Source organism: Adhaeribacter pallidiroseus, from assembly GCF_003340495.1.
Lineage (GTDB): Bacteria > Bacteroidota > Bacteroidia > Cytophagales > Hymenobacteraceae > Adhaeribacter > Adhaeribacter pallidiroseus.
Window position 1 is genome coordinate 5,593,497 of the sequence record NZ_QASA01000001.1, and the last position, 25,139, is coordinate 5,618,635.

At 43.5% G+C, this 25,139-nt stretch carries 21 protein-coding genes; 12 read left to right on the plus strand and 9 right to left on the minus strand.

What is annotated here, in order from left to right:
* The first annotated feature begins 116 nt into the window (after positions 1 to 116).
* The gene (locus tag AHMF7616_RS22325; RefSeq protein ID WP_199474320.1) at positions 117 to 1,022 is read left to right on the plus strand and encodes a hypothetical protein; all 906 of its coding nucleotides are present in this window, start codon (positions 117 to 119) and stop codon (positions 1,020 to 1,022) included.
* A 105-nt stretch (positions 1,023 to 1,127) separates the two neighbouring features.
* Here AHMF7616_RS22325 and AHMF7616_RS22330 read toward each other — a convergent pair whose 3' ends face one another.
* From AHMF7616_RS22330 to AHMF7616_RS22355, 6 genes are all read right to left on the minus strand, one after another.
* Positions 1,128 to 1,727 carry a DUF2238 domain-containing protein gene (locus AHMF7616_RS22330; RefSeq protein ID WP_115374899.1) on the minus strand — a complete coding sequence of 200 codons (600 nt, stop codon included), beginning with the start codon at positions 1,725 to 1,727 and terminating at the stop codon, positions 1,128 to 1,130.
* A 16-nt stretch (positions 1,728 to 1,743) separates the two neighbouring features.
* Positions 1,744 to 1,980 carry a DUF2442 domain-containing protein gene (locus AHMF7616_RS22335; protein WP_115374900.1) on the minus strand — a complete coding sequence of 79 codons (237 nt, stop codon included), beginning with the start codon at positions 1,978 to 1,980 and terminating at the stop codon, positions 1,744 to 1,746.
* Positions 1,961 to 2,197 (minus strand): DUF4160 domain-containing protein, encoded by a 237-nt coding sequence (locus tag AHMF7616_RS22340; RefSeq protein ID WP_115374901.1) that lies wholly within the window; start codon positions 2,195 to 2,197, stop codon positions 1,961 to 1,963. Before AHMF7616_RS22340 ends, AHMF7616_RS22335 begins: the two co-directional genes overlap by 20 nt.
* Positions 2,198 to 2,386: 189 nt before the next feature.
* A complete protein-coding gene (locus AHMF7616_RS22345) occupies positions 2,387 to 3,178 on the minus strand; it encodes a TPM domain-containing protein (RefSeq protein WP_115374902.1) in 792 nt (263 codons plus the stop codon).
* A 108-nt stretch (positions 3,179 to 3,286) separates the two neighbouring features.
* Positions 3,287 to 3,727: a TPM domain-containing protein gene (locus AHMF7616_RS22350; RefSeq protein ID WP_115375735.1), complete on the minus strand. Its 441-nt coding sequence runs from the start codon at positions 3,725 to 3,727 to the stop codon at positions 3,287 to 3,289.
* Positions 3,728 to 3,879: 152 nt separating this feature from the next.
* The gene (locus tag AHMF7616_RS22355) at positions 3,880 to 4,458 is read right to left on the minus strand and encodes a LemA family protein (protein WP_115374903.1); all 579 of its coding nucleotides are present in this window, start codon (positions 4,456 to 4,458) and stop codon (positions 3,880 to 3,882) included.
* A gap of 568 nt (positions 4,459 to 5,026) precedes the next feature.
* Between AHMF7616_RS22355 and AHMF7616_RS22360 the strand changes: the two genes are divergently transcribed.
* The 10 genes from AHMF7616_RS22360 to AHMF7616_RS22405 all read left to right on the plus strand — a co-directional run bounded on the left by AHMF7616_RS22360 (position 5,027) and on the right by AHMF7616_RS22405 (position 19,886).
* Positions 5,027 to 6,364 (plus strand): hypothetical protein, encoded by a 1,338-nt coding sequence (locus tag AHMF7616_RS22360; protein ID WP_115374904.1) that lies wholly within the window; start codon positions 5,027 to 5,029, stop codon positions 6,362 to 6,364.
* Between the two features lie 72 nt (positions 6,365 to 6,436).
* A complete protein-coding gene (locus AHMF7616_RS22365; protein ID WP_115374905.1) occupies positions 6,437 to 6,838 on the plus strand; it encodes a hypothetical protein in 402 nt (133 codons plus the stop codon).
* A gap of 353 nt (positions 6,839 to 7,191) precedes the next feature.
* Entirely contained in the window at positions 7,192 to 8,640 is a 1,449-nt protein-coding gene (locus AHMF7616_RS22370) for a hypothetical protein (protein WP_115374906.1), read from the plus strand.
* A 247-nt stretch (positions 8,641 to 8,887) separates the two neighbouring features.
* Positions 8,888 to 12,358 carry a hypothetical protein gene (locus AHMF7616_RS22375; protein WP_115374907.1) on the plus strand — a complete coding sequence of 1,157 codons (3,471 nt, stop codon included), beginning with the start codon at positions 8,888 to 8,890 and terminating at the stop codon, positions 12,356 to 12,358.
* Positions 12,359 to 12,490: 132 nt separating this feature from the next.
* A complete protein-coding gene (locus AHMF7616_RS22380) occupies positions 12,491 to 13,849 on the plus strand; it encodes a hypothetical protein (RefSeq protein WP_115374908.1) in 1,359 nt (452 codons plus the stop codon).
* Between the two features lie 143 nt (positions 13,850 to 13,992).
* Positions 13,993 to 15,756 carry a hypothetical protein gene (locus AHMF7616_RS22385; protein ID WP_147275759.1) on the plus strand — a complete coding sequence of 588 codons (1,764 nt, stop codon included), beginning with the start codon at positions 13,993 to 13,995 and terminating at the stop codon, positions 15,754 to 15,756.
* A 213-nt stretch (positions 15,757 to 15,969) separates the two neighbouring features.
* The gene (locus AHMF7616_RS22390; protein ID WP_115374910.1) at positions 15,970 to 16,629 is read left to right on the plus strand and encodes an OmpA family protein; all 660 of its coding nucleotides are present in this window, start codon (positions 15,970 to 15,972) and stop codon (positions 16,627 to 16,629) included.
* A gap of 166 nt (positions 16,630 to 16,795) precedes the next feature.
* Complete coding sequence (locus AHMF7616_RS22395; protein WP_233507706.1) at positions 16,796 to 19,006, plus strand: prolyl oligopeptidase family serine peptidase; 2,211 nt, start codon at positions 16,796 to 16,798, stop codon at positions 19,004 to 19,006.
* Positions 19,007 to 19,084: 78 nt separating this feature from the next.
* Positions 19,085 to 19,270, plus strand: a complete 186-nt coding sequence (locus AHMF7616_RS22400; RefSeq protein WP_115374911.1) for a hypothetical protein — start codon at positions 19,085 to 19,087, stop codon at positions 19,268 to 19,270.
* Positions 19,271 to 19,403: 133 nt separating this feature from the next.
* Positions 19,404 to 19,886 (plus strand): GNAT family N-acetyltransferase, encoded by a 483-nt coding sequence (locus AHMF7616_RS22405; RefSeq protein ID WP_115374912.1) that lies wholly within the window; start codon positions 19,404 to 19,406, stop codon positions 19,884 to 19,886.
* 133 nt (positions 19,887 to 20,019) lie between these two features.
* Here AHMF7616_RS22405 and AHMF7616_RS22410 read toward each other — a convergent pair whose 3' ends face one another.
* The 3 genes from AHMF7616_RS22410 to AHMF7616_RS22420 form a co-directional block, all read right to left on the minus strand.
* Entirely contained in the window at positions 20,020 to 20,328 is a 309-nt protein-coding gene (locus tag AHMF7616_RS22410; RefSeq protein ID WP_115374913.1) for a DUF4286 family protein, read from the minus strand.
* Between the two features lie 540 nt (positions 20,329 to 20,868).
* On the minus strand, positions 20,869 to 23,301 hold the full coding sequence (locus tag AHMF7616_RS22415; protein WP_115374914.1) for a TonB-dependent receptor: 2,433 nt from the start codon (positions 23,299 to 23,301) through the stop codon (positions 20,869 to 20,871).
* Positions 23,302 to 23,425: 124 nt separating this feature from the next.
* Entirely contained in the window at positions 23,426 to 23,719 is a 294-nt protein-coding gene (locus tag AHMF7616_RS22420) for a hypothetical protein (protein ID WP_147275760.1), read from the minus strand.
* A 358-nt stretch (positions 23,720 to 24,077) separates the two neighbouring features.
* On the opposite strand from AHMF7616_RS22420, the gene AHMF7616_RS22425 reads away from it, so the two are divergent.
* On the plus strand, positions 24,078 to 25,028 hold the full coding sequence (locus AHMF7616_RS22425; protein WP_115374916.1) for a toxin-antitoxin system YwqK family antitoxin: 951 nt from the start codon (positions 24,078 to 24,080) through the stop codon (positions 25,026 to 25,028).
* Positions 25,029 to 25,139 lie beyond the last annotated feature (111 nt).

The window sequence follows — 25,139 nt, forward strand, 5'->3', positions numbered from 1 at the left end:
ATTTTATACAATTAAATCATTACTTATTCCGGCAAAGCCTTTGTTTCATTACTGCTAGAATTAATCAACATCTTAACTGGCGCTTCACATAATTATTGACCAATAAATATTAGAAGATGAAACATTTTTTAAAAATATTACTCGTAAGCTTAGGCGCCTTGCTTTTACAAACCATAACCCACCAAGTTTGGGCGCAAACCGCCTCCGATACCACCCTGGTGTACCGCGTAGAAACCACCGATGGGAATGAATATCTAGGTAAAATAGCGACTCAAGATGCCACCGCCATTCAGTTAAAAACCGAGAAGCTGGGAACCATCCGGTTATTGCGGCAGGATATTAAAACCATTACGGCCGTAAACGCGAAAAATTTAAAAAATGGGACGTATTGGTTCGAGAACCCCCAAAGTACCCGGTATTTTTTTTCGCCGAATGGTTACGGTTTGCGAGCCGGCGAAGGGTATTACCAGAATATAATGGTGGTGGTAAACCAAGTGAGTGTGGGTATTACCGATAATGTTTCGATTGGCCTTGGTACGGTACCCTTGTTTTTATTTGGGGAATCTACGCCCGTTTGGTTGCTGCCCAAAGTTTCTTTTCCGGTGGTTAAAGATAAGTTTAATTTGGGTGCCGGAGCCTTAGTTGGTTCGGTTTTAGGAGAAGAATCAGAAGGATTTGGCATTGTGTACGGCATTTCTACTTTTGGTTCCCGCGATAAGAATGTAAGTTTAGGTTTGGGTTACGGGTATGCCGCCGGCGATTGGGGCCGCACCCCTACTTTTACTTTAAGTGGTATGCTGCGGACCGGCAACCGGGGCTATTTATTAACCGAAAATTATTTAATTGGTACCGGCGATGGTTCTATTGGCTTAATAACGCTGGGCGGCCGGCGCATTATTAAAAAAGTAGGGCTGGATTTTGGTTTGGTTTTTCCGGCTGGCTCCGATGTAGATACTTTTATTGCCATTCCTTTCCTGGGTTTAACCGTACCTTTCGGGCAAAAGGCTGCAAAGTTGCCTTAGCCAGCGTGTAAGTTTGTGTCAGCAAATAAGGTGGATGCAGTTGATCTGTTCCGTGAAGTCCAGCAATTTTGAAATGTAGGAAAAACCAGTTACAAAAGGCCTAGCCTAAATTATTGCTTTGAGCTGTTGATCATGAAGTTTGCTCAGGGTAAGTAAAGCCATAATAGCTCCAATTGTGGCAAAAAGCATATCGGATTGTGTATCCCACACATAACCTTGGGCCCCTAAAAAAGCATCGGCCGATTCGCCGGAGAGTTCGGCTACCAACCATTCTAGAAATTCGTATAATACGCTAATAAAAACACAGATAGTAACTACTATAAAGAATAACCAGCTTCTACGGTTAATTACCTGTTTGCGCACCAGAATCTCGCGGGAGATAATGGCGGGAACAAAACCTTGCGCAAAATGGCCCACTTTGTCGTAGTTATTGCGGGTTTGGTGTAGTGCTTCTTTTAACCAATTAAAAAGCGGTACTTCGGCGTAAGTATAATGGCCGCCTACCATTAAAATGCAGCAATGCCCTAAAATAAGTAAATACGTTAGCCGCGTAAGCGGAAAAGTTTTCCGCGTGAAAAACAAGACTAATACGCCCAGTATAGCCGGAAATACTTCCAAAAGCCAGGTAAAATAATCTTTGGGCGTAATAGCCGACCAGATGAATACCAACGAAAAAATTAAAAATAAGCGTAGACGATAGCTCAAAGTTGGCAGCAATTACCTACAACAGTGCCGATACCGACAAATCTTCATCTAAACTTTCCCAGCAAATACCAATACCGTTCCCAATAAGGCGGTATTTTTGGCGTTCTGCCTCGGTTGCTTTGCTTAATTTCGGAAACCATTCCAGCGGAATGCCTAATTCGCGGCCATCGTGGAGCAAAACGTATAATTTGTGATCGGCAAACCAAACCTGGTTAGCGGTAACAACTATTTTCTTATTGGCCGATAAATTCATTCCACTTCGTTAAAAATACCGATTGATGCTGTTGTACTAGGTTTCGGATTTGGCTTAATTCATTAGCATTAAAAGCAAAAGAAAAAGCATGCTCTACCGGTGAAAGGTAATATTTGGCGTACGCATTATTTTTCTCCACGTGAACATGCGCGGGATCGGTGGCTTCGTTGCTGAAAAAGAAGAAGCGCAAGCCATACGTTTTTAAAATAGTGGGCATTGTAAAGTTTGTAAAATGAGGTACCTGGTTAACACTACCGCTATCTTTTGCCGGTAGGTAAATGAACCAAACAACCAATGCTGCTCCAATTAAACTTAGCCGGAGAGTTGTATCAGAATAAAAGAGTATACTTAGTAGATGCGGGTTTTGATAGCACGAAGAGGTTAACGTAAAAGCAAATTTTAAATTTTACCAATCGCTGCTGGCCCCGCCACCGCCGAAGGAACCTCCGCCGAATCCGCCGAAACCCCCGCCGCCGCCACCAAAGCCACCACCACCGAAGCCCCCGCCAAACGGACCGCGGCCCGAAGAAAAGTCGCCGAAGATAACCGGCGGAAAAAATCCGCCGCCTAAAGTGCGCATGCCGCCACCGCCACCGCCGCCACCCCGCCGACGTAAACTAAATAATATAACCAAGACTAAAGCGCCAATGATAAGCCAGAAAGTTACGTTAGAGCCGCCATCACCGGTGTCGCGTGGGTCGGCTTTGTACTGGCCACTGAAAATATCGATAATTAAGTTAGTTGCTTCGTCGAGCCCCTGGTAATAATTGCCCGCTTTGTAGTTAGGTTTTAAGGTGTACTCGGTTATTCGTTTGGCTAGAGCATCGGGCAATAACGCTTCCATGCCATAGCCAGTGGTTATATTTACTTTTCGGTCATCTACCGAGGTTAATATTAAAAGTCCGTTGTTTTTACCTTTCTGACCAATGCCCCAATTAATAGCCAATTTAACTGCGTAATCTGCAATCTCGTACGGACCAATTGACTTCACATTCACAATGGTAACCTGGGTAGAAGTGGAATCATTATAATTCTCAAGTTTTTGCTCTAAAGCCTGCACTTCTTCCGGGCTCAGAATACCGGCCAGATCATTCACCAGTTTGGGCGGATCAGGCCGAGGCGGAATACCCGCATTATCCTGGCTCCAGGCTAGGTGAAAGCTGAGTAAATAAAGAAGCAGGAAAAAGTATTTTTTCATAGTTTGGTATCAAGTAGTAAGTATCAAGTAGCAAGAATGAAGTAAGTAATAGAAATTGGCCAAAGCTTTTTTCCTGATACCTGCTACTTACTACCTGGTACTAAAAGTTCAGTCTTTCCCGAAAGAAATATCGTTTTGTAGTTCGTTGGTGTCGGCGGCATCGCCGGCGTAGGGGAAAAAAGCTTTTAATTGTTCGCCGGCCATTAATACGCCTTTAGTTAAACCTTCGGCGTATTTCTCTTCTTTAAAATGCTGGACAACTAATGCGGTAACTTCTTTCCAGAAATCAGGAGGCACCACGGCGTTTATGCCGCCATCGCCCAGTACCGCAAACTGTCGGCTTTTTAGCGCTACGTAAAATAAAACGCCATTGCGGAGCTTTGTCTGGTGCATGTGCAGGTACGCAAATACTTCGGTAGCCCGGTCGAGTACGTTGCCTTTACAGGTATTTTCGATGTGCACCCGGATTTCGCCGGAAGTATTTTTTTCCGCTTCCGCAATAGCTGCTATAATCCGGGCTTCGTCTTCCGCCGTTATATCTTCTTTCATAGTGAGTTGCAGGTTATAGGTTGCAGGTTGCAAGTATAAAAGTTGCAGGTGGCAGATTTTAGGTTAAAAGCAAGCGCTAAACTTTGAATTTTTTAAAATTATTGACTTGTTTTACAACACCAACTTGCAACCTGTAACTTGTAACCTGTTACCTAAAAAGTAACCGCTGGGGCGCGTTGGGCGTTAGGATCGGCGGCAAAAGGTGTTTTACGCTCGAAGCCAAACCAACCGGCAAAAATATTACGCGGAAACGACCGGATGTAGGTATTATAATCCTGCACCGAAGTATTAAAGTTCATGCGTTCCACGGAAATCCGGTTTTCAGTACCTTCTAATTGCGCCTGCAGTTCCAGGAAGTTTTGGTTTGCTTTTAACTGCGGATAACTCTCCACGGTAGCTAATAACCGTGACAACGAGCCACTCAACTCGCCTTGCGCCGCCTGAAATTTTTGAATATTTTCTGGCGTTAGGTTTTCCGGACTTAGCTGAATGCTGGTAGCGCGGGAGCGTGCCTCAATTACGTCGGTTAAGGTTTTCTGTTCAAAATTGGCCGCCCCTTTCACCGTGTTTACCAAGTTGGGTACCAAGTCGGCGCGGCGCTGGTAAGCGTTTTGTACCTGCGCCCATTTAGCAGCAACGTTTTCGTCTTTCGCTACCATATCGTTGTAGCCGCACGAGGTTTGAGAAGCCAGAATAATAAAGCCAAAGAAGTAAAGCAATAATCGTTTCATAGTTTTTTTAAATTTAAGTCTAGTTCTGAGCATTTAATTAAACAATAATAAGTAAAATTAACCGGATTAGCCTTAATCGGTAGAGTGCTCGCCATAGCCAGCCGTTGATTGGGCTTTACCGCGTACGCATTTAACCGATAGCAGTTTTACCAAGTTAATATTCTGTTATTTTAAATCAATAAAGGATACAAACAGGTATATACGGATAATCCAGAAAATAATTTACATTATCCTGTAAATAGCCCTGGTATTAGGTAAGGAGGTCTTTATATTTAACGACAAAAATTTAAATTATTACTTTCTTAGAAAATAATCAAAGCCGCCATGAGGCCTGTTGGAGGATTGGTTTAAATAGAAACTGATGGTTTTTAAATAGTTACGGAGTAATCGGTTGCCTCTGCTAAACTTAATAATGGCAACGATTTGCTGGAAATTAAAAACGAGACCCGAAATAAATAGCGGAATGCTCCGTAATCTAAAAAATATAAGAACACCTATATTCGTTACTGCGTAAACAAGATTCTTAATCTATTTCAACCGGCAAATTAATCAACCTTAAATTCCATCCATGCTGCATTTAAAACGGCAATTTTTTAAAAAAATTACCCAAACAGCCATTTTGGCGGTCGCAATCGGCTTAAATGCTTGTTCTTCGGAAAACAAGAACGAATCTGCAACTACCGATACTACTTCCACAACAACTAGTTCCGCGAAAGCTAAGCCCCCGGCACCGGCCGCAGCGGCGGTAGGCCAGGTAAATGTTTTCATGGAAATTTCGGGCAGTATGAAAGGTTTTATGCCGGCTGGCAACGGCGGCCAAATTACCCAATTCCAGGAAACTTTGGATGCTCTACTGGCTATGGTGCAGCAAAATAACCAAATGGGACAAAAGCAGTTTTTTGAAGTACGCGAAAAAATATATCCGGCCGATTATAACCAAGTTTCTAAACACTTACGGTATGGCTTAGAAGAAACGGCCAGCAGCAGCACCATTCCGGTTATGCTGGATTCCATTATTTCTAATTACAGCAGCCCGAACGGAGTAAACGTATTTATTTCGGATTTTATTTACGCACCCGCTAATGGTCAGGCCGTTAATTTTGTTACCACCGATATTTACCGGGTAATTGCCAAAGCGCAGCAGCAAGGCCAGGCTGTTTCTATTTTTGGCACCACTTCTAATTTTAAAGGTACTTTTTACCCGGCCGTAAAAACTACCCGTAAAACTATTCCTAATTGCTGCGACACGGAGGTGCCTTATTATGTGTGGGTAATGGGTAACCCAAAGCAAGTACAGCTGTTTAACCGCCAGCTAATGGCTGGCAAGTTTACTGACGAATTACACCTAGGCTTTGAATTTTCGGCGCCGGCCTATGCGGTACTAGATAAATTTATGCCAGTTGGTAATTGGTATTGCAGCAGTACCGGCAATGCCTGCCAGGATATCACCGTGAGCGACCTGAAAACACCATTAGAGATGGTAATAGGTTTAGACTTAGCGCAACTCCCCGCCTCTTACACCAACGAAGCCTATCTAAAGAAAAATTTAAAATTATCTGCCGAAAACTCCGATGTGCAGATTACGGGCTTGTATACCGCCGCTCAATTTAAAACGCAGAAAGGCGTAGCGGGACAAAATACCAGTCCTTTAAAACCTTACACGCATTTTGTGAAGGCCAAACTCACCAAAATGGTAGCTCCCGAAATAGAGTTACAAATAGCCCTGCAAAATCAACGGCCGGCCTGGGTACAAAGTCGCACTACTACCAACGATAGCCAGATTAACCGCGAAGGAGCGAAAACTTTTCAATTGGCCGGCATAGTGGCCGGGGTAGAACGGGCCTATAGTACTGGAAACGCCGGTAACACTATTTTTACGGCTACCATTCGCGCAAAAAAAGAGTAGGGCTACTTTCTTAAGAATAGCAAGAGTACTTTTTTAAATTTTTTAATTTGTCATTCTATATAATCTAAAAATATGCTACCCGGATTTTTTAAATTTATCTACCAATTATTCTTATCCGCACCACAGCCACCGCAATCCCGACCGGTTTATTGGAACGAAATTTTTCCGACGGTGGGCTTAGTAACCGTACTATCGGCTTTGGCCATGATGGTTATTTTTTATTACGTGATTAATCATTGGTTACCGATTGCGTTTTTCCGGAAAGCCTGGCATTGGGCTTTTTTTATGATTATTAGTGCGGTTATCGGGTTTGCTTACGCGGTGAGTTATGCCCACGGCAAAGAAGTAGAAGGCGACTACGTGTATAACTTTGCCACCGTAAATGCCTTATACGGCGCCTTGTTTTTTCTGATTTTTTCGTTCTTACTCCGGCGCTGGTCCCGGGGAGCCAGTACGACCCCGGTCAGGTTTTAATGGGTTGCAGGTTACAGGTTACAAGTTGGAAGGTTTTAAAGTTGAAAGGTTAGAAAGTTAAAAATTTAAAAATTTTGCTGGCGCGAGCACGCTTCGCTCGTGTCTACTATCTGGGAGGCCTCCGGCCGGGCGAACCAATAAACAGTTAATAAAAGCAATTTAGTAAATATCCTGCCGGCCTCTGGCCGGGCGATAAGCATCACGAGCGAGGACGCTCGCGATAGAATAGAAATAAGAATAAGAAAGTCCTGCTTATAGCAGGTAGGAATTTAAAATAAGCGTGTATTGATGATTAGATGCGGCTTTAAAGTCGAATATCTAACATCCAATATCCAATATCTAACATCTAAATAATGGCAAAATTATTCATATTTGGGATTGGCGGAACGGGTTCCCGGGTAATCCGGTCGTTAACCATGTTGCTGGCTGCCGGTGCCGAAATTAAAAATTGCGAACGCGTGGTGCCCATCATCATCGACCCGGATGCGCAAAACGGCGATATGAACCGTACGGTGGAGTTATTAAAGACCTACAAACGCATCCAGAAACACTTGGGCCTGCGCGACAAAGGTTTTTTTAAAACGGATATCAGCACCTTGTCCAACATTGCCAACGATACCGATGGCGTGGTACAAGATACGTTTGTGTACGATTTTGGCGGCATTAACCAGCGTTTCCGCGATTACATCAACTATAATTCACTTACGCCGGGTACCAAAAGCGTAGTTGATTTGCTGTTTACCCAGGATAACCTGGAAAGTCCATTAACGATTGGTTTCCGGGGTAGCCCGAACGTGGGGAGCGTGGTGCTGAATAAAATCGTGGACTCCCCCGAAATCCAGTACTTCGCCAAGAACTTCCAGAAAGGCGACCGCATCTTTTTTATCAGTTCTATTTTTGGGGGCACCGGCGCGGCGGGTTTTCCGTTGTTGCTCAAAAATTTAAAAGACCAGCAAGCGCCGCTGGCTAACGCGGGCTATATTCAGGACGCAATTACCGGGGCGATTACGGTGCTGCCGTATTTTGCCTTGCAGGCCGAAGATGGTAGCGTGATTGACTCGAATACCTTTATTACTAAAACCAGAGCCGCCTTATCGTACTACGAACATCACCTGAAAGGACTGGAAGCCTTGTATTACATCGCCGATACGCCCGATGCGCCTTATCAGAACCAACCCGGCGGCAGCAGCCAGCAGAACAAAGCGCATTTAGTGGAATTACTCAGCGCCATGGCCGTGCTGGATTTCATGGATTACCAGGCGGGCGATTTTAGTGCCGGTACCCTGTACCACGAATACGGCTTTACCGAAGATACCCGCGAAGTACAGTTTGGCCATTTAGCTCCGGAATCAAAAGAAAAAATGGCCGAAAGCCTGAGCCGCTTCCTGTATTTCGCCAAGTATTTCAATGGCCTGTTGCAAGACGATAAAGACTCGCCGTACTACAAAAATCTGGAACTGCAAAACTTAATCGGGAAGGATAGTTTGTTCAAAGACCTGGACAAAATAATTAATAGCCCGGATTACGGCTTCCTGAACTGGCTCCGCGAACTCAACAGCAACCAGCGGAGTTTCGCGCCTTTTAACCTGAGCACCGATGATTTTAACCAATTAATTAAAGGCAAGGAAATCATTACCAAGTCCTGGAATATATTCGATAAAGGCATTAGTCACGGTTTCTTCCGCAACGAACTCGACACCGCCGAAAAGCAAATTCCCGAACGCGACCGCTTCCGCAAATTCATCCAACTCTTCGACCGCGTAACCGAAAAAGCGTTTAACGAGAAAGTGAAAACGGTGTAACCCCACCCCCGGCCCCTCCCCGGTGGAGAGGGGAGTAAAGAAGAAACATACAATGTATTTAAAAAATTACTCTCGACAAGATTATTCGAGTCGTTAAAATAAATTACTAAGCAAGAAAACCGCTCCCGATGCGTCAAACCAATAAGTCCCTCTCCACCGGGGAGGGATTTAGGGTGGGGCTTTACCAATTGCCTCCGTGGACCATCGACCGTGGACTATGGACTAAAAAGACTAAAAACTAAAGCATATGCCGAAAGTACTGCGCTTGCACGATAAAGGAAAACAGCAAATAGAAGGCTGGCAGCAATCCTCGCCGATCACGCATATCGAACTGAATGATATTACCGACCCCACCGGGGCCAAAGCCAGCAAAATTGTAACGTCCATCCCCACGCCGTTTGCGCGGATGCATTTGTTCGAGACGGCTTTTGATTTTGTGAATACCGACAAAAGCGGCAACCGGCACTCGATTTACCACGAACTGGTATCGCATTACTGGGATTTGTTCGAGCTGATTTTTAATTACCACCAATACGCTCAGGCCGGTAAAAAAATTACCTTGCGGCGCTGGAACATCGACAGTGAACTGCAAATCTTACGCAACAACCCGACCACCAAAATTCTGGGTGATACCCTGCGGCTGTTCTTAAACGACGACCGCTTTACCGGTTTCTCCGATTTATACCTGATTTATTACGAATACCATTTGCCCAACGGCGAAGCGGCCGAACGTTTGATTGGCGGAACTTCGCCGTTTACCTTGTTCTTTACCGCGCCTACCGTGCAGCCCCTGGATATTGAGCGGCCGCAAGCTAAAGGGCATTACTTCGATAAAAACACGGTGTTGCTGCACGAGCGGGACAAAGCTTTTCAGGATTTCGTGTACGGGTTATTTATGGTAAAACCAGAACTGCGGAGCAAGTATTTCTGCGGTAGCGTGTTTGCCAATTTACACACGGAGCGCTTTAATGCCATGGAACTGCGGGGCGAAGTATCGCAGGCCAGTTTTGAATCGCAGTACATTCCCTTAGCCGACGCAAACAACAATCCGGTACTGGTGAAAAATGTAGCGCTGCCCACCCGTTCCAACCGCATCGAAATTAACAGCGATTTATTTGTGCGGATTAGTCCGGGCGTGCCGCACCCGGGTACTTTGCCGATTGTATTAAAGCCAAATTTAAAAATTGAAGCCAATTACATCAACGGCCAACGCTGGGACAACGCCACAACGGTGCCTTGGTCTGATCCTTTACCGCTGGAAAGCCGGGTGCTGCCGGGTAAAAAATACAAATACCCGTTCCTGACGATTAATGATTTTCTGGAAGAATCTCTGGTAGAATTGCCGTACGAAGTAAATACTGAACGTTTTCAGGTGGGGCAGATTACCTACAGTTACGGCGCTGATACCCGCGTAAAGCATAAATTTCCGTATCTGCTGCCCATTAAACGCACTTTCTTTGATTATTTTGAAGTCAGGGATTTGTACGAATTTTTAACTTTTACCATTGATATTAACCACGTAAAGGTAAGTTTAAAAATACCGGTGCAGAACGGGCAGTTTGTAACCTACGAGCGCAGCTATTACCAGAATCCGCAGAACGTAAAAGACGAGTTTGGCCGCGAAATTCCGGAGAAAGGGGCTATTATCCGCGCCAAAGTAGGTTTAGGAATATTTCCGTTCTACAAAATGCGCAACCAGCCGCAGCACAACGATTTGTACAAAGTAATGCTCGTGGACGATGATACGGCTCCCTCATTGGTAAATAAAAGCTACGACCTGCATTTTTACGTGGGTAACCACCGCATCGAAGGGCAAGGCGGCAGCCGCAGCGCCACTAAAACCGAGCGTACTCCTAAAAACCCGGCGGCGGCAGGTTCTACGTACTACGAAGTAAAACACACCCACTTTGATTATGTAGAATTAGTTTGTCCGCAAGGGCAGGAGGTAAAAGGTTTGATTGTACCAAAATGGACCGAGCTGGACCGCGGCACGCAAAACTTTACTTTTTCCGTAGATTTTGGTACCACCAACACCCACGTTGCCTACAACAACGCCCAGGGAGCGCACCCTAAAACTTTTACCATAGGCCAGAACGACATGCAGGTGGTCTTGCTTAACAGTCCATCCGCGGATGTAAACAAAACCGTGTACGAACGGTATCGCGCTGGCTTTGGTGAGTTGTTTCCGGTGCTGCTGATTCAGAACCGCGAGTTTGTGCCGTCGTTTATCGGGGAGCAAGGCAGTATTTTTGAATTTCCGATTCGTACGGCCACTTGCGAAACGCCGAACTTCCCGAACGAACCCAAAAATGTGCTGGGCAACATTAACATTGGTTTTGCGATTAATGCCGAGGTATCGATGGTGCAGCAGGCCCGTTACGAAACTAACCTGAAATGGTCCTTGGAACTGGATACGCAGGGTGAAGCGCGCGTTGAAGCATTTTTCCGGGAGTTGCTTTACCTGATCAAACACAAAGTAGCCCTCAACAACGGCATCATCGAAAATACCCGCCTCATTTGGTTCCGGCCGCTGAGTTTCGATTTATTCTCCTTGAACCAATTTAAACAGAAATGGGACGAAGCGTACCAGGATATTTTTAAAACGACGGAGTTTACCGTGTCGCTTACCGAATCAGTAGCGCCCTATTATTACCTAACGGCTACCAACCAGGTAGTACCCAACCGCGATGAAAACGTGGTAAACATTGATATTGGCGGCGGCACGACCGATTTGTTATTCCTGAAAGGACAGCAACCGGCGTACAGCACCTCGTTCCGGTTTGCCGGCGACGATCTTTGGGGCGAGGGTTACAGCCGTTTGCACAGCAGCGAGAAATACAACGGCTTTTTGCAACTGTACCGCCAGGAGAGCCGCAATATTCCGGTGTCTGGTTCGGAGCAGGAAGCCCGTACCGCTTTTGAAATGGCTATGAACAACGACCAATTCCGTTCGGCGGATGTAGTAAGTTTATTGTTTAGCTACGACAATGAGTTGAAATTTAGCCATCAGTTGATGAAAGCGCGGCACCTGCGGATAATTTTTTACCTGCATTACACCAGTATTATTTACCACATTGCGCAGCTCATTAAACACCTGGAGCTGGAAACACCGCGGTATTTCTGTTTCAGCGGCAAAGGCAGTTTGTACATTAAGTTACTCAGCGGCGGCCCGAACATGCTGGTGGTGGAACGTTTAACCAAAACCATCCTGAAGAAAGTTACCGGTAAAGAACCCAAGCAAAATTTTAAAATTATTCTGGCCAACAACCCCAAAGAAGCCACGGCGAACGGCGGCGTTTTATTCCAGGGTTCGGCGCAGCAAACCGAGTACGGCCATATTCAGGAAGTAAAATTAGTGGGCGGTCAGGAGTTGCAGGATATCCGGAGTAACTTTACGACTACCGAGCAAATTGATTCGGCGATGCGGCAATCGGTCGTAGAAAATGCTAAAGCCTACCTGAAACTGGTGTTGCAGGATCCCGAAATTACGTCCATGCTGCCGGATTTAGGCGTGCAAATCGACCCGAACTTTTTATTGCCTTACTTGCAAAACGAAGTAGAAGATAGCTTAAGCATTGGCCTGAACCAAACACATCAAACATTACGCACCGACGAAGTTCTGGCTGAAACCTTGTTTTTCTATCCGTTTAAGCAAACGCTGTATCAACTGTCCCGGGATTTGTACGAACGCCATTATGCCAGTAAAGCCGCAGTTTAAATAGGTAAACAAGTAAAAATTTAAAAAAATAGACTTTTCTGGCTTTATTCCCGGCCAGAAGTTCTTTTTTCAGATAACCGAAACACCAAAACCTTTATGCGCTATCTTTGCCGTAGATTTAAATAGAGTACAATGAAGAATAAGCTTGCTGTTTTATTTTTATGGGTTTATTTAGGTATAACTCCGGCCAGTTTTGCGCAGGCTGATATGGAGCAGGCCAAGTTGGATATCTGGACGGAGACGGCCGATTTCGTTTACCGCGACGCGAATCTGCCCAATGCCGGTCAGTTTAACAATGTTACCAGTATGACGGAGTTTGTAGCATTAATTAAAAAAGAAGACGCTAATTCGGCCATTTACTCTAAACTGTACAAGCCCATTGAAGACGGTGGTTTTTATAAGCAGCCCAAAGCGGCCAAAGCGCAGTTAAATACCTTGGTAAAAAGTATTTATGCCCGTTTGCGCACCAACGACCAACGCATGAACGACATTAACCGTCGGCGTAAATTAGACGACCTGAACAAACAATTGCAGCAAATTGCGGCGGACTATGGCGTTCCGGCGGCTACCGGTGCCCCCATTGTACAAGACGTGGACTTGCAAAGCCCGGATAGCGCCCAGGAAAACGAAACCTTTACCGATCCCGACGGCACCGACACCGATGCTACCGCCGAAGAAAAATTATCCTCTCTTGCCAAACGTGAAGAATCTACTATCTCAACCGAAAATAACTCTATGACCATACTTGCCCTTGCTTTAGGTTTAATCAATTTAGTTTTGATTTTCCTGCTCAACAAAGAAATTAAAAAACAAAGTAAACGCATTGATCAGCGGCGCGTGGATATTGATAACTTGGCCCAGATGGTGAATTTGCCCGGCCGGACAACCGAAGGTGGTGGTAAAATTACCCTGGCGGCCGTAGAAAATTTAATTAGCCGGGCTATTGCTAAAGAGCGGGAAAGCGGACAAGCTACTGCTGGGGGCGGAGCCTCTGTTCCACAACGCCCTATTAAAATGGCAGCGGGCAATCCGGCTCCGGTAGCAGTACCCGTGGCACCAGCAACTGCCCCGGTAAGTGCCAAACCACTCATTGTAGATGACTCGCCGAGTCTGGAAGAACTGGTTACCCCGGTCAGTGCAACGCCACCTCCGGTAGCTCCGCCTTCCGACAAGCCCCAAAGCAAATACGCCCGCATTCCGGTAAATGGCGGCTTTCATGAGCAGGATTTGTACGAAGCGCCGCAACACGACAGCATTTACGAAATCCGGATTAGCCGCAAGGACCCGAACCGGGCCATGTTCCGGATTGTAACCAACTCCAGTGTGCACCGTAGCGCCATCGAAAGTGCCTATTTATCTTTAAAAGATGCCTGCACGTACCAGATGAATAATACCAACGCCACCCGTATTGTGAACGACGAGCCAGGTGTTTTAAATCATGTAAATGGTTTCTGGAAAATAGACCGCAAAGCGCACATTCATTTTGAGTAGTTAACTTCGTGTGAGTAATAGATCAGGCAAAATCTGCTTGAAGTAAACTTTGGATCGTTTTAAATGGATTTTCGGACCAAAAATTTAAAAATTTTATCCGGAAAATATTGAAAAGTATAACTATCTCAAATTAACCGACCATAGTGTCGGTTAATTGCTTTATAGACGAATACACCATCATGTTCGAAGTATTTTTAGAAGTCCTTATAATTATCGGGATTGTGTGTTTGCAAGGGTACGTTTTCTGGCAAAACCAACAGAAAATTACTCGGCTGGCAGTGCTTTATCCGGCTAAACAGCAATTAAAAATGGTTAAAGAATTTTTAAGTGCTTCCGGTAAAAATGCGCAGGATGTTAAAAATAATTTATCGGCTGCCCAAGCCGAAAAGCTGGAGTTACTGGAACAAGGAAAAAAATTCCTGTACCTGCAGAAGCCATCCGAAATTCATCGGGTAACGGACCTGAATAACCGCGGCGAACAAGTTGAAATTCGCCGAACCGTTTACGATGGGTTTTCCTCCAATTCTGAAACTTATTATATTCCGTATATCCGATTAGTAAACTTAGCTTCCAGCCACGATATCGCGTTTGTTGGCTTGAAAACACCTTCGGAACCATCCGTAACTTCTGCGCCGGCTCCGGAGATTACCATAACGCCCGAAGTGGAATTAGATCTAATATATGCGGATAACCCTGCTCCGGGATTTGCCGAAATTTTGGATGATACCAACAATTATTTACGCAACAACAAAGGTGCCGCCGCCGATTTTAATATTTTAAAAGACATTAGCGAGCGGCAATCGGAGGTCTTGGAAAATGAAATTAATGCTACCGTAGCCACGCCGCTGTACGTAGGTTTATTAGGTACTTTTCTGGGCGTAATTTTTGGCTTATCCGGTATTATTCTGGGGGGTGGGGTTACCAACGAGGCTATTCAAACTTTTATTACGGGCGTAGTTATTGCCATGGTGGGTTCGTTTGTGGGTTTGTTACTCACGTTGTGGGGCAATACTTTATTTAAAAACGCTCGCCTCCAGCGCGACCGGCACCAAAACGATTACTATACTTTCTTGCAGGCCCAGTTGCTGCCCCGTTTACACTCCGATATGGCCGGTAGTTTAAGCAGTTTAAAAGCTGTTCTGGATGCCTTTAACCGCGAATTTTTAGATAAAGTGGCTGATTTTAAGCCTATTATTGCGGGCATCACGGCCAACATCGAAGTGCAGAAGAACTTTTTGCAAAAGCTCGAGGAAATAGGCTACGACCAAATGGCTAAAGCCAGCTTGCAGGTTTTTGATAAAGTAACGCAAAGCACCGAAGAGTTTCAGAAGTTTCTGGGTTACCAGCAAGCATTAAATCGCTCCCTGGAAGCCGGGGCCGGCTCGGCGGCGGCCGTACAAAGTATTCTGGACCGGTTAACTGGTTTCGAGCGCGGCATTAATAGCGTAGGGCAATACATTGGCCAGCACGATAACTTAATTCAAAAGCAGCTTGATTTTTTTGGCACCCACGAAAAAGAAATGACTGACATATCGGCCAAAATAGAACAGTACTTTGACCAGGCGGCCGGACGTTTAACCGAGTTGATGGATGCGCGCCTGCAATATTTAGAAAAAGATGCGCAAAATGCCTACGAACGTTGGGCGAGTCATTTTGAAGCCTTAAATCGCGATAATGTTTACGAACGCGTAGTGCAATACCTGGAACCATTTAAACGATTGAACACCCAACAAGACGAACTAAACCGGGAAATAAACCAAACACAAAGGGCGCTGCTCCAGAAAATGGACCGCGATGCCGATACGCAAACCCGTTTGCTGCAACAACTCGAACACCTGAACCTAAACCTGGATAAAGTAACCCAACCCGGTATGCTCAAAAAACTGATGGATCGAATGTTTAAGTAAATAAAGAGAAACAAGTAGCAAGACATTAGTTATAAGAATTGATTCCAATAAATATTTAAAAAATAACCAGAGAAATGGCTGCATCAAGTATATCTTTATTCTTTTCTCTCATCTTTTTTAAATTTTATCTGAGTTTAAAGTAATTACAACCAGCGCATCTCGGATGAAGAGAAACACTTTTCAACCTTCCAACCTTTAAACCTTCTAACTTTTTTGAACAACAACAAAGAAGATTTTTTCTGGCCGAGTTATGTAGATTTAATGACGAGCTTGTTCGTGGTCATGCTCGTATTGTTTGTGCTGAGTTATAAATTATTCCGCGATAAAGAAAGCGAACTGCTGGTACAAGTAGAGCAATTAAATAAAATCCGCGAAATTGAAGCGGCCTTAAAAGGCCTTGAAGGCAAATATTTTCGGTTTGATCCGGTTAACAAACGGCACGAATTAAAAGTACAAACTAAGTTCGACCCGAACAGCTGGGTGATTAAAGAATCGGATAAAAAAGACTTGTACGCCGCCGGCCTGACTCTAAAAAAAATAATTGACGACATTAAGCAAGACCAAGGGGTAAAATACTTGGTAATTATTGAAGGTATGGCCGCCCGTGACCCCTACGATCCGGCTTTTCATATCCGGCAACGCGATTATGGCTACCAGTTGAGTTATAACCGGGCCTTGGCTCTCCTGAACTTATGGCAAAGCCGCAATATTACCTTCGATGAAAAACGTTTTGAAGTCATAATTGCGGGAAGCGGTTTTTATGGTACCGGCCGGTACAAAAATGCCCGGGAGTACGATAACAAGCGGTTTTTAATTCAGGTAATTCCTAAAATTGGCAAGATTGAACGCCCTGCGGGCAGTACCACTCCTTAAAATCAGCCGCAAAAGAAACTAGTTACTACGGCATTTGCGTACGTAAATGCAAGTAAAAAGGCACTAACAATTGGTATTTTTTGGTTAGTAAATTAGCTGATAACTTCACTAACTTGCTATAATTTTCGTTACTTACAAGTAGCCGTGGTACTATGATTATCGTGTTATGAATAAAAAAGCTTTAGTGATGTTGGTCGGTAGTATTTGCCTGCTAACTGCTTGTAAATCTTCTGAAAACAATACTCCAAATACAAAAACCGAAATGGTTACCGAAACTCCCGTGCAAGAAGTAGGCGAGCCGATGCGTAAGCTGAGCTTTCCGCACTCTGTTACATCTAAAATTAACCAGGTCGATAATTACCACGGTACCTCCGTAGCCGATCCGTACCGGTGGCTCGAAAACGACACCGCCCAAGTAGTAAAAGAATGGGTAGCGGGGCAGAATGAACTAACTTTTGGCTATTTAGATAAAATACCGTTTCGGCAGAAGATTAAGCAGCGGCTCACCAAAATCTGGAATTACCCGAAATTTGAAGCGCCGTTTAAAGAAGGTAACCGGTATTATTATTTTAAAAATAACGGCTTGCAGAACCAAAAAGTGCTGTACGTACAAGATGGTTTAAAGGGCGCACCGGCAGTTTTCCTGGACCCAAACAAACTCTCCAGCGATGGCACTACCGCCATTAGTACGGTAAGCTTTTCGGCAAACGGGGAGTACATGGCCTACGGTACTTCGGGTGGTGGCTCCGACTGGAACGAGTTTTACGTTATGGAAACCGCCAGCAAGAAAAAGCTCGCTGACTCTTTGCAGTGGATTAAGTTTTCGGATGCCGCCTGGTTTAAAGATGGCTTCTTTTACAGTCGCTACGATGAGCCTAAAACCGGCTCCAAAATGGCCAACAAAAACGAAAACCATAAAGTATTTTACCATAAAGTAGGTACTGCCCAAGCCGAAGACCAATTAATTTACGAAGATAAGAACCACCCGAACCGGTTGTTTTTTGCGCAAACTACCGAAGACGAACGTTTTTTAATTATTAGCGCTACCGAAGGGGCCAGTTCGATCAACGCTTTGTTTTACAAAGACCTGACGGACGAAAAATCGGCCATTAAGCCTTTAGTAGATAATTTCGAAGCAGAATACGTGTTGGTCGAAAACCAGGGAGATAAACTATTATTACGGACGAACAAAAATGCACCGCATTACCAACTGGTACTTATTAACCCGGAAAAACCGCAACCCGATAATTGGAAAGTTATTATTCCGGAGTCGGAAGATGTAATGGACGAAGTATCGCTGGTAAATAATAAATTATTGGTTACTTACATGCGTAATGCATCCAGCCATTTGCTGGTACACGATATAAAAGGCAAATTGCTGAGTCAGGTAAAATTACCCACATTAGGTACTGTAACCGGGTTTAGAGGCAAAAAAACCGACAAAGAAATTTTTTATACCTTCAACTCTTTTACTTATCCCAGCACTATTTATCGGTACACCGTAGCCACCAATAAATCAGAATTATACCGCAAACCCCAAGTAGCGGTGCAGATGGAAGGTTACGAAACTAAGCAAATATTTTATACCAGTAAAGATGGTACCAAAATACCCATGTTTATTGTGCATAAAAAAGGCTTAACCCTCGATGGTAAAAACCCTACTTATTTATATGGGTACGGTGGATTTAACGTTTCAATTTTGCCCAGCTTCAGCATATCACGCATGTTGTGGCTCGAAAATAACGGCGTTTTAGCTATCCCGAATATCCGGGGTGGCGGCGAGTTTGGCGAAGATTGGCACAAAGCCGGTATGACACCCAACAAACAAAATGTATTCGATGATTTTATTGCCGCTGCCGAATACCTGATTAACGAAAAATATACCAGCCCGAATCGTTTAGCCATTGCGGGTGGCTCTAATGGCGGCTTACTCGTAGGGGCCGTTAGTAATCAGCGGCCAGAATTGTTTAAAGTTGCCATACCGGCTGTGGGCGTAATGGATATGCTGCGGTTTCATAAATTTACCATTGGTTGGGCCTGGGTAGAAGAATACGGATCTAGCGACAATCCGGAGCAATTTAAAAATTTGTTGGCTATCTCGCCGTTGCACAACCTGAAAGAAGGCGTTAGTTACCCCGCTACCTTGGTTACCACCGCCGACCACGACGACCGTGTGGTACCCGCGCACTCTTTTAAGTATATTGCTACCTTACAAGAGAAGGGCGCCGGGCCAAATCCCTATTTAATTCGGGTTGATGTAAATGCGGGACATGGCGCTGGCAAAGCCACATCTTTGCTCATCAACGAAGCAACTGATACGTGGTCATTTATTTACTATAACATGGGCATTAATCCGTACACTGGTAAAAAAGTGTAAAAATTCTAATATTTTTTTGCGTAATATTTATTATTAATTAAATTTACACTATATTTAATCAGTAATAATTCTGCGCTTATGAAACTCACCACTACGCTAATAAATGTATTTGCCAGCTTACTTGTAGTAGGCGGTATTTTAATGTGGGTATTTGTTTTACCCGATAAGCAAATCAGCTTAGTGATATCTTTGTTTGGAATACTTTTCTACGTACTAGCTGCTCCAGAACAGCCACGCGTTTACCGTCGTAATCTGCACCAATAGTAATTTAACTAAAGGTCATCGGTACTGTTTCTGGCCATCACTAGATCTTATTAGGTTTACCATTGTCACTAAAGGGCGTTTTTGTTATTGCGGTTAATCGTTTAACTTGCTCTTTAAACAAATTTGCTCTCTCATGAACATTTCTATCCGCCCGGGTACCCTGGCAGACCTGCCGCAGGTTTATGCTTTAATTCAAGAATTAGCAGTTTTTGAAAAAGCACCTCAGGAGGTAACAAACACGCTGGCCGAGCTGCAAGAAGATGGCTTTGGCGCTAATCCGGTATATGAGTTTTTAGTAGCCGAAGCCGATGATACCGTGGTTGGGCTTTGTTTATACTACATGGCTTATTCTACCTGGAAAGGCCGCATGTTATACTTGGAAGATTTAGTGATTACCGAGACTTACCGCCGTTATGGTATTGGCAAAAAACTATTTCGTGCTTTTGCTAAACGTGCTCTAGACCTACAGGTAAAACGATTGAAATGGCAAGTACTGGAGTGGAACGAACCCGCTATTAAATTTTACCGCAGTCTAAACGCGAACCTTGACGCAGAGTGGGTAAACTGCAATATGACAGCAGAGCAAATTGCTGCTTATGTAGCGGTAAATGGTTAAAAAATAAGAGGTTCAAACTTGCCCTATTTCGACATCTTAATGAGTTAATCGTTCTGCCTTCGAATTTGTAAGTAGTAAAATTGCTTTTCATAACTGTTCAAACTTCCAATTTTTAAAATTTTTAGCTCATTCATTATTCCATAACTTCCAAAATAGAGTGAAAAGTAACGTATTTATTATAATACCGGGCATGATGTTTTTTTTGTAAATCTGCTTCAAAATCTCGTTGGTATTCTTCCAGATCGTCCATGTGGCGCGCAAAGTATTGCACGGCATAAGTAGTGCCGCCATTATCTTCGTACTCTGTAAGCATTTTGCATATTTGGTATTTAATAAAGTACGTAGTAGCCATTACTTCGGGTATATGTACTTCTTTCATCCACGCTAGCCATTCTTCAGCAACGCTGTTATCAATATTAATAGTAACATTATATAGAATCATGCACAAAATTAACGATTTTATTAGTTAAACGTTTTCCCGACTTAAAGAGTAAACCAATTCGCAAGGTTTAAAGCTAAATAAATATATATAAATTGCTATTTATCGTGTCTTAAGAATAGTTAAACAGGTAAAAGGTAGTATTCATCGAAAAAAAGTATAGAAACATCTGGTTTACTTTATATTTGTATATCGATTAAAACAAACATCCTATATCGTTTGACTTACTCGAGAATTGCAGAAATACAGAAAGTTGATTTGAAACAATAAGTGGTGTTTAAAATTGCTTATTAACTAGCCTTTATGCAATTATACAGTTTATAAAGCATGCCATTACTATTTTGTAAATTGTATTATCCTGATTAATTTAAAAGTAAAGCGGAATCTTTAAAAACTATTAAAAAGTAACAACAACCAATAAGTATACTATAAAGGAGCAGCCCATTGGGCTGCTTTTTTATTTTCTGCCATTTTTAAATTTTACTCTTAAAAAGTAGAGATAAAGCCAGTATTTTTAAATTTACTGGCTTTAAGAACATTAAATTAAGTTTGAGGATGTAAATTAAAAGTTATGGGAATAATTAATCGCACACCAAAGTTACGGCCCATATTAAAAACTCCCCGACGGCCGGTAGCTTCATTGACGGCAGCATATTTTAACCGGCTTAAATGATTTTGATAAGCTGCATCAAACAGATTATTGGCTGTAAAATACAGCGTAGCCAGAGTACGTTTATTGTTAATAATATCGGTGCCAAAACCTCCGTTTAGCAGAGAATAAGCCGGCGTTGCCGTCTCGGTGCCAAAAGCACCATAAAAGCGGTTTTGCCGGAAGTTATGTTCTAGTTCCAAGCGAGCGTAAACATTCCGGAATAATTGCCCGGTTTTTTTTAAATTTATTCTAATTTCGGATTGCATGCGGGGCGCTGGAATAAAAGGCAGGTTCCGGGTAGAGTCGGGTTGATGGGTTTGGGTAGCTCGTACCAGCGAAAAGGAATTTTCGAAATGCAACCAATCCAGTGGATGCGGGTGAATATCTAAGCTGATCTCGCCGCCTACTAAGCGGGCATTACCTTGCCCGTATTTAAAAGTAGGAGCTAAATCATCCGGGTCACCGCTAAGCGAATCACCACCAAACCTGCTTGCTAATTTTTCGGCAAAAATGTACTGCTGTATGGCATTATGAAAACCACTTACGCCAAAAGTTACGTGCTCAGTATTTACATTTACGCCGGCATCTACCTGAAAACTGGTTTCGGGTTTTAAATTTGGGTTCCCAACTTCGTACCGGATCGTACCCTCGTGAATGCCGTTAGCAGCTAACTCGGAAATATTAGGAGCCCGAAATCCGCGGGCTGCGTTTACCTTCACGGAAACTTTTTCCGAAAAATCATACGTGCCTCCTAAACTCCCGGATACATTAGAGAATTTACTTTTAAACCCGGCAAATTTAGGCTCACTAGCATCATTGGGCTTGGCAATTGGGGTTTCATTTTCATCCAGATACAAGGCATCGGCAGTAAGCCAACGCTGGTCGAAACGTAAACCACCGCTTACGTTTAAATGGCCCACAGTTTTTTTAGTAAAGCCAAAAACACCGGCGTCTTGTAAGTGATATTCCGGAATCAGAAACTCTACGCCTTTATTTTTGTTTTGCTGTTGCATCCCATTCAGGCCAAAAGTGGTTTCCCAACCGTTTACTTCCGGTAAAAAGTATTTAGCATCGTAGCTAATGGTCTGTAGATCGAAGAACAAGGATTTCTCGTTTTCGTTTAAGGCATTGCCGTATTCTTTGCGTAGATTTTGCTGCCAATCTACATTAACTGCTAAGCGCGAAGCTCCTATTATAAAGTTGTTTTGAGAAGCAATCCGCCGGTGATTAATGCTTTGTTTAGGAATATTTAAGTCGAAGCCTTTCAGGTCAGCGGGTGTGACGGGCATTTCTATTGTGCTGGTATCGGATTCGGGCAGTATTTTTAAAAAATTACCATTCTCATCGCGTTCGCCTTCTACTAAACCTACTTCCTGATTAAAGGTGCTAAAGTTTAGATGCGAAAATCCCCAGCTTTTGTTGAGGCCAATATAGCCACTGCCGTTTAGCTCGCTAAAACCGGAATTATAAACCGGCCCATCGTAGCGATTGCGGTAATTACTGGCTTGTTTGCTGCTGATGCGGGCCTGCCAGTTAAAGCCATTGATATTACCTGCGTTAAAAAGGGAGTAAGCTTGCAGCCGATTGTTGGTTTGATAACCTGTACTTAAACTGCCTACTATTTTTCCTTCTTCCACAGGGTCAGCGGCAATAAAATTGATCACACCCGCCATAGCATCGGAGCCATACATAATACTCCCCGGACCTTTCACTATTTCGGCTCGGTCTACGGAAGCTTCGTCAATCTCAATGCCGTGTTCATCGCCCCATTGCTGACCTTCTTGCCGCATGCCGTTGTTAAGCGTTACTACGCGGTTAGCGCTTAAACCACGGATAACCGGTTTGGAAATAGCTGCTCCCGTAGAAATTTGAGAGATACCCGGTGCGTGCGCAATAGCATCGATAATGTTGCTAGCCGAACGTTGGTTTAATTGTTTATTATTAATAACCGAAGTGGGCACGGGGTTGCGGCGCATTTCCGTAGAAGCCGATACACCAGTAATAATTACCGTATTTATTTCGGTAGCGGAAGAGGAAAGCGGAAAATCTATTTTGGATTCGCCATCAATGCTGACGGGGCGAGCTGTAGTCACGTAGCCCACGTAGCTGATTTGAACCAGAAACCGTCCGCGGGGTAAGTTTCGGATCTGGAAACTGCCGGCAGCGTTGGTGGCCGCGCCGCGCCGGAGATCGGGCAGGTAAACAGTTGCACCAATTAAAGGTTCTTGGGTAGCCTGATCCACTACTTTGCCAATTAAAGTATTTTGGGCCAATACCGGTATGGTTCCGGTTGCTAATAAAAGATATAAAATGAATTTGGGCATAATAGCATCCTATTAAAAGCTACCGATTACTCTTATAAAGAGCATACCGGTAACCTTATTTAAAATAATTTACTTTAATAATTAAAATTGCAACTGAAAGCAGCAATTGCGCAGGAAAGTAAAATTATGCTACGGGCGGCCCGCGATGAGGCTGTTTATTAGGAAAGGTAAATTTCCAGACGGATACAACGGTAGCCTGGTACCTACGGAGTGGTAAGGAAACTATTTGTACCCGTATTGGGGTTTGCGTGAAATAAAAAGTAGTGTTAAATAAATGGTCGGTAGGGCAGTGAATGTGCTTTTGCTCTATTTTTACTGCACCATTTTTGGCGGTTGGTTTATGAACAGTATGTTGATGAGCGTGTAAAGTCAGAACTAATGTGTCCGGAATCATGATCCGGCAAAAAAGCAGGAGCATGAAATAAATCGTAAATTTCCGGAATAGGCTCACAATAGCGGTAATTATAAGTGTAAAGTTAAAACAATTAAAATTAATGCAATTTTTTTAACTAAAGGTTAGCGATGTAGCTTATTTTAATAGACTTACTAAATGGATGCATTGGTTTTTAACTCAAGATAAAAGCGTAGTTCTTGCGGCTTTTATTATAAAAATTAAATATTATTAAGTAAGTATACGTTAACCTGAAAGTTTTAACATGGAGGTAAACAAGAAATTTGCGACAACCAGCGTTCTGAAAATAACTTAATATTTACTACCGCTTTATACTACATGTTAGCAGCTCTACAATAGCTGTTTTGTGCTTTTTAGATCTATAATGAACAAACTTTATTTAACTCTTTTTTTTAAAATGAGCCGGTTTAATTTATTCGTAGGAGTAATTTGCTTACTGCTGGTTTTGCTGATTACCAGTTGTAGTAAACGCAACTATAACGTAGATGCCGAAACGACCCCCATACTATCTACAAAAGGCGGATTTTTTAAAAAAAAGTTAGTTGAACCCGTTACGGCGGCTGTAGATACGGCCCGGCCATCGTTGGCCACTACTCCCGTAGTAGATACTACGCAGCAAGATGTAAAAAAACGCAAGAAGCGGAAAAGCAGCAAGAAACTGTTTCTGGGCTATCGTATTCGTAAAGGTTATGTAAAATCAGGCAAAGGTAAAAATGCCACTATCGAAAAGTTTTCGTACCTCGTGCAGTATATGGAGCCCAGTATGTATGCCCCGGCTAAATATTTCTACGACACAAAGCGGCACCGGATATATAAAGCGCGTACTATCGATCCCAAAAGAGCGCGCATTGTGCATGGCCCTTACAAGAAAATGATTGGTGGTAAGGTAGTAGCCGAAGGTTATTTTTACATTGGCACCCGGCACTTGCGGTGGGAGTCTTATAATAAAGCGGGTATTCTAACCAGTAAATCGCACTTCGAGAAGGGTTTTCCCCGCGATGCCATTATTAATTACTACGATGGTGCCCAGAAAAAAATGAAGGAGGTAATTCCTTACGTAAATAACCGGATAGAAGGAGATTACGTGATGTTTCACCAGAATGGCTTACTAGCTTGGGAAGGGCAGTTTGAAAAAGGAAAAAGAGTCGGTGTTTGGACGGAGTTTTACGATTTCCGGAACCGAAAACACTATGAATACCAATATCCCGAAACCGCCGATGATCAACCTTTTGAAGCTTTTCTCTTGAAAGAATATGACCGCAATGGGAATCTCATCTACGAAAAAGGTAAAATAGATAAACGGCCAAAAATGTAGATTAGTCGATAGACCACAGACCACAGTCAGTAGCCCAAGGCTTATTACTTGTTTTTTCACTTTATACCTAACGCATTCATTTTCGTTAAGTAATTTTTAATTTTACCTTAG

What these genes read in the sequence shown, in the direction of transcription:
- AHMF7616_RS22395 (WP_233507706.1), top strand. Translation starts at nt 16,796, where the DNA reads ATGAATAAAAAAGCTTTAGTGATGTTGGTCGGTAGTATTTGCCTGCTA.
- AHMF7616_RS22415 (WP_115374914.1), bottom strand. Translation starts at nt 23,301, where the DNA reads ATGCCCAAATTCATTTTATATCTTTTATTAGCAACCGGAACCATACCG.
- AHMF7616_RS22375 (WP_115374907.1), top strand. Translation starts at nt 8,888, where the DNA reads ATGCCGAAAGTACTGCGCTTGCACGATAAAGGAAAACAGCAAATAGAA.
- AHMF7616_RS22360 (WP_115374904.1), top strand. Translation starts at nt 5,027, where the DNA reads ATGCTGCATTTAAAACGGCAATTTTTTAAAAAAATTACCCAAACAGCC.
- AHMF7616_RS22350 (WP_115375735.1), bottom strand. Translation starts at nt 3,727, where the DNA reads ATGAAAGAAGATATAACGGCGGAAGACGAAGCCCGGATTATAGCAGCT.
- AHMF7616_RS22370 (WP_115374906.1), top strand. Translation starts at nt 7,192, where the DNA reads ATGGCAAAATTATTCATATTTGGGATTGGCGGAACGGGTTCCCGGGTA.
- AHMF7616_RS22345 (WP_115374902.1), bottom strand. Translation starts at nt 3,178, where the DNA reads ATGAAAAAATACTTTTTCCTGCTTCTTTATTTACTCAGCTTTCACCTA.
- AHMF7616_RS22335 (WP_115374900.1), bottom strand. Translation starts at nt 1,980, where the DNA reads ATGAATTTATCGGCCAATAAGAAAATAGTTGTTACCGCTAACCAGGTT.
- AHMF7616_RS22340 (WP_115374901.1), bottom strand. Translation starts at nt 2,197, where the DNA reads ATGCCCACTATTTTAAAAACGTATGGCTTGCGCTTCTTCTTTTTCAGC.
- AHMF7616_RS22365 (WP_115374905.1), top strand. Translation starts at nt 6,437, where the DNA reads ATGCTACCCGGATTTTTTAAATTTATCTACCAATTATTCTTATCCGCA.
- AHMF7616_RS22420 (WP_147275760.1), bottom strand. Translation starts at nt 23,719, where the DNA reads ATGCTCCTGCTTTTTTGCCGGATCATGATTCCGGACACATTAGTTCTG.
- AHMF7616_RS22405 (WP_115374912.1), top strand. Translation starts at nt 19,404, where the DNA reads ATGAACATTTCTATCCGCCCGGGTACCCTGGCAGACCTGCCGCAGGTT.
- AHMF7616_RS22355 (WP_115374903.1), bottom strand. Translation starts at nt 4,458, where the DNA reads ATGAAACGATTATTGCTTTACTTCTTTGGCTTTATTATTCTGGCTTCT.
- AHMF7616_RS22400 (WP_115374911.1), top strand. Translation starts at nt 19,085, where the DNA reads ATGAAACTCACCACTACGCTAATAAATGTATTTGCCAGCTTACTTGTA.
- AHMF7616_RS22325 (WP_199474320.1), top strand. Translation starts at nt 117, where the DNA reads ATGAAACATTTTTTAAAAATATTACTCGTAAGCTTAGGCGCCTTGCTT.
- AHMF7616_RS22410 (WP_115374913.1), bottom strand. Translation starts at nt 20,328, where the DNA reads ATGATTCTATATAATGTTACTATTAATATTGATAACAGCGTTGCTGAA.
- AHMF7616_RS22425 (WP_115374916.1), top strand. Translation starts at nt 24,078, where the DNA reads ATGAACAAACTTTATTTAACTCTTTTTTTTAAAATGAGCCGGTTTAAT.
- AHMF7616_RS22380 (WP_115374908.1), top strand. Translation starts at nt 12,491, where the DNA reads ATGAAGAATAAGCTTGCTGTTTTATTTTTATGGGTTTATTTAGGTATA.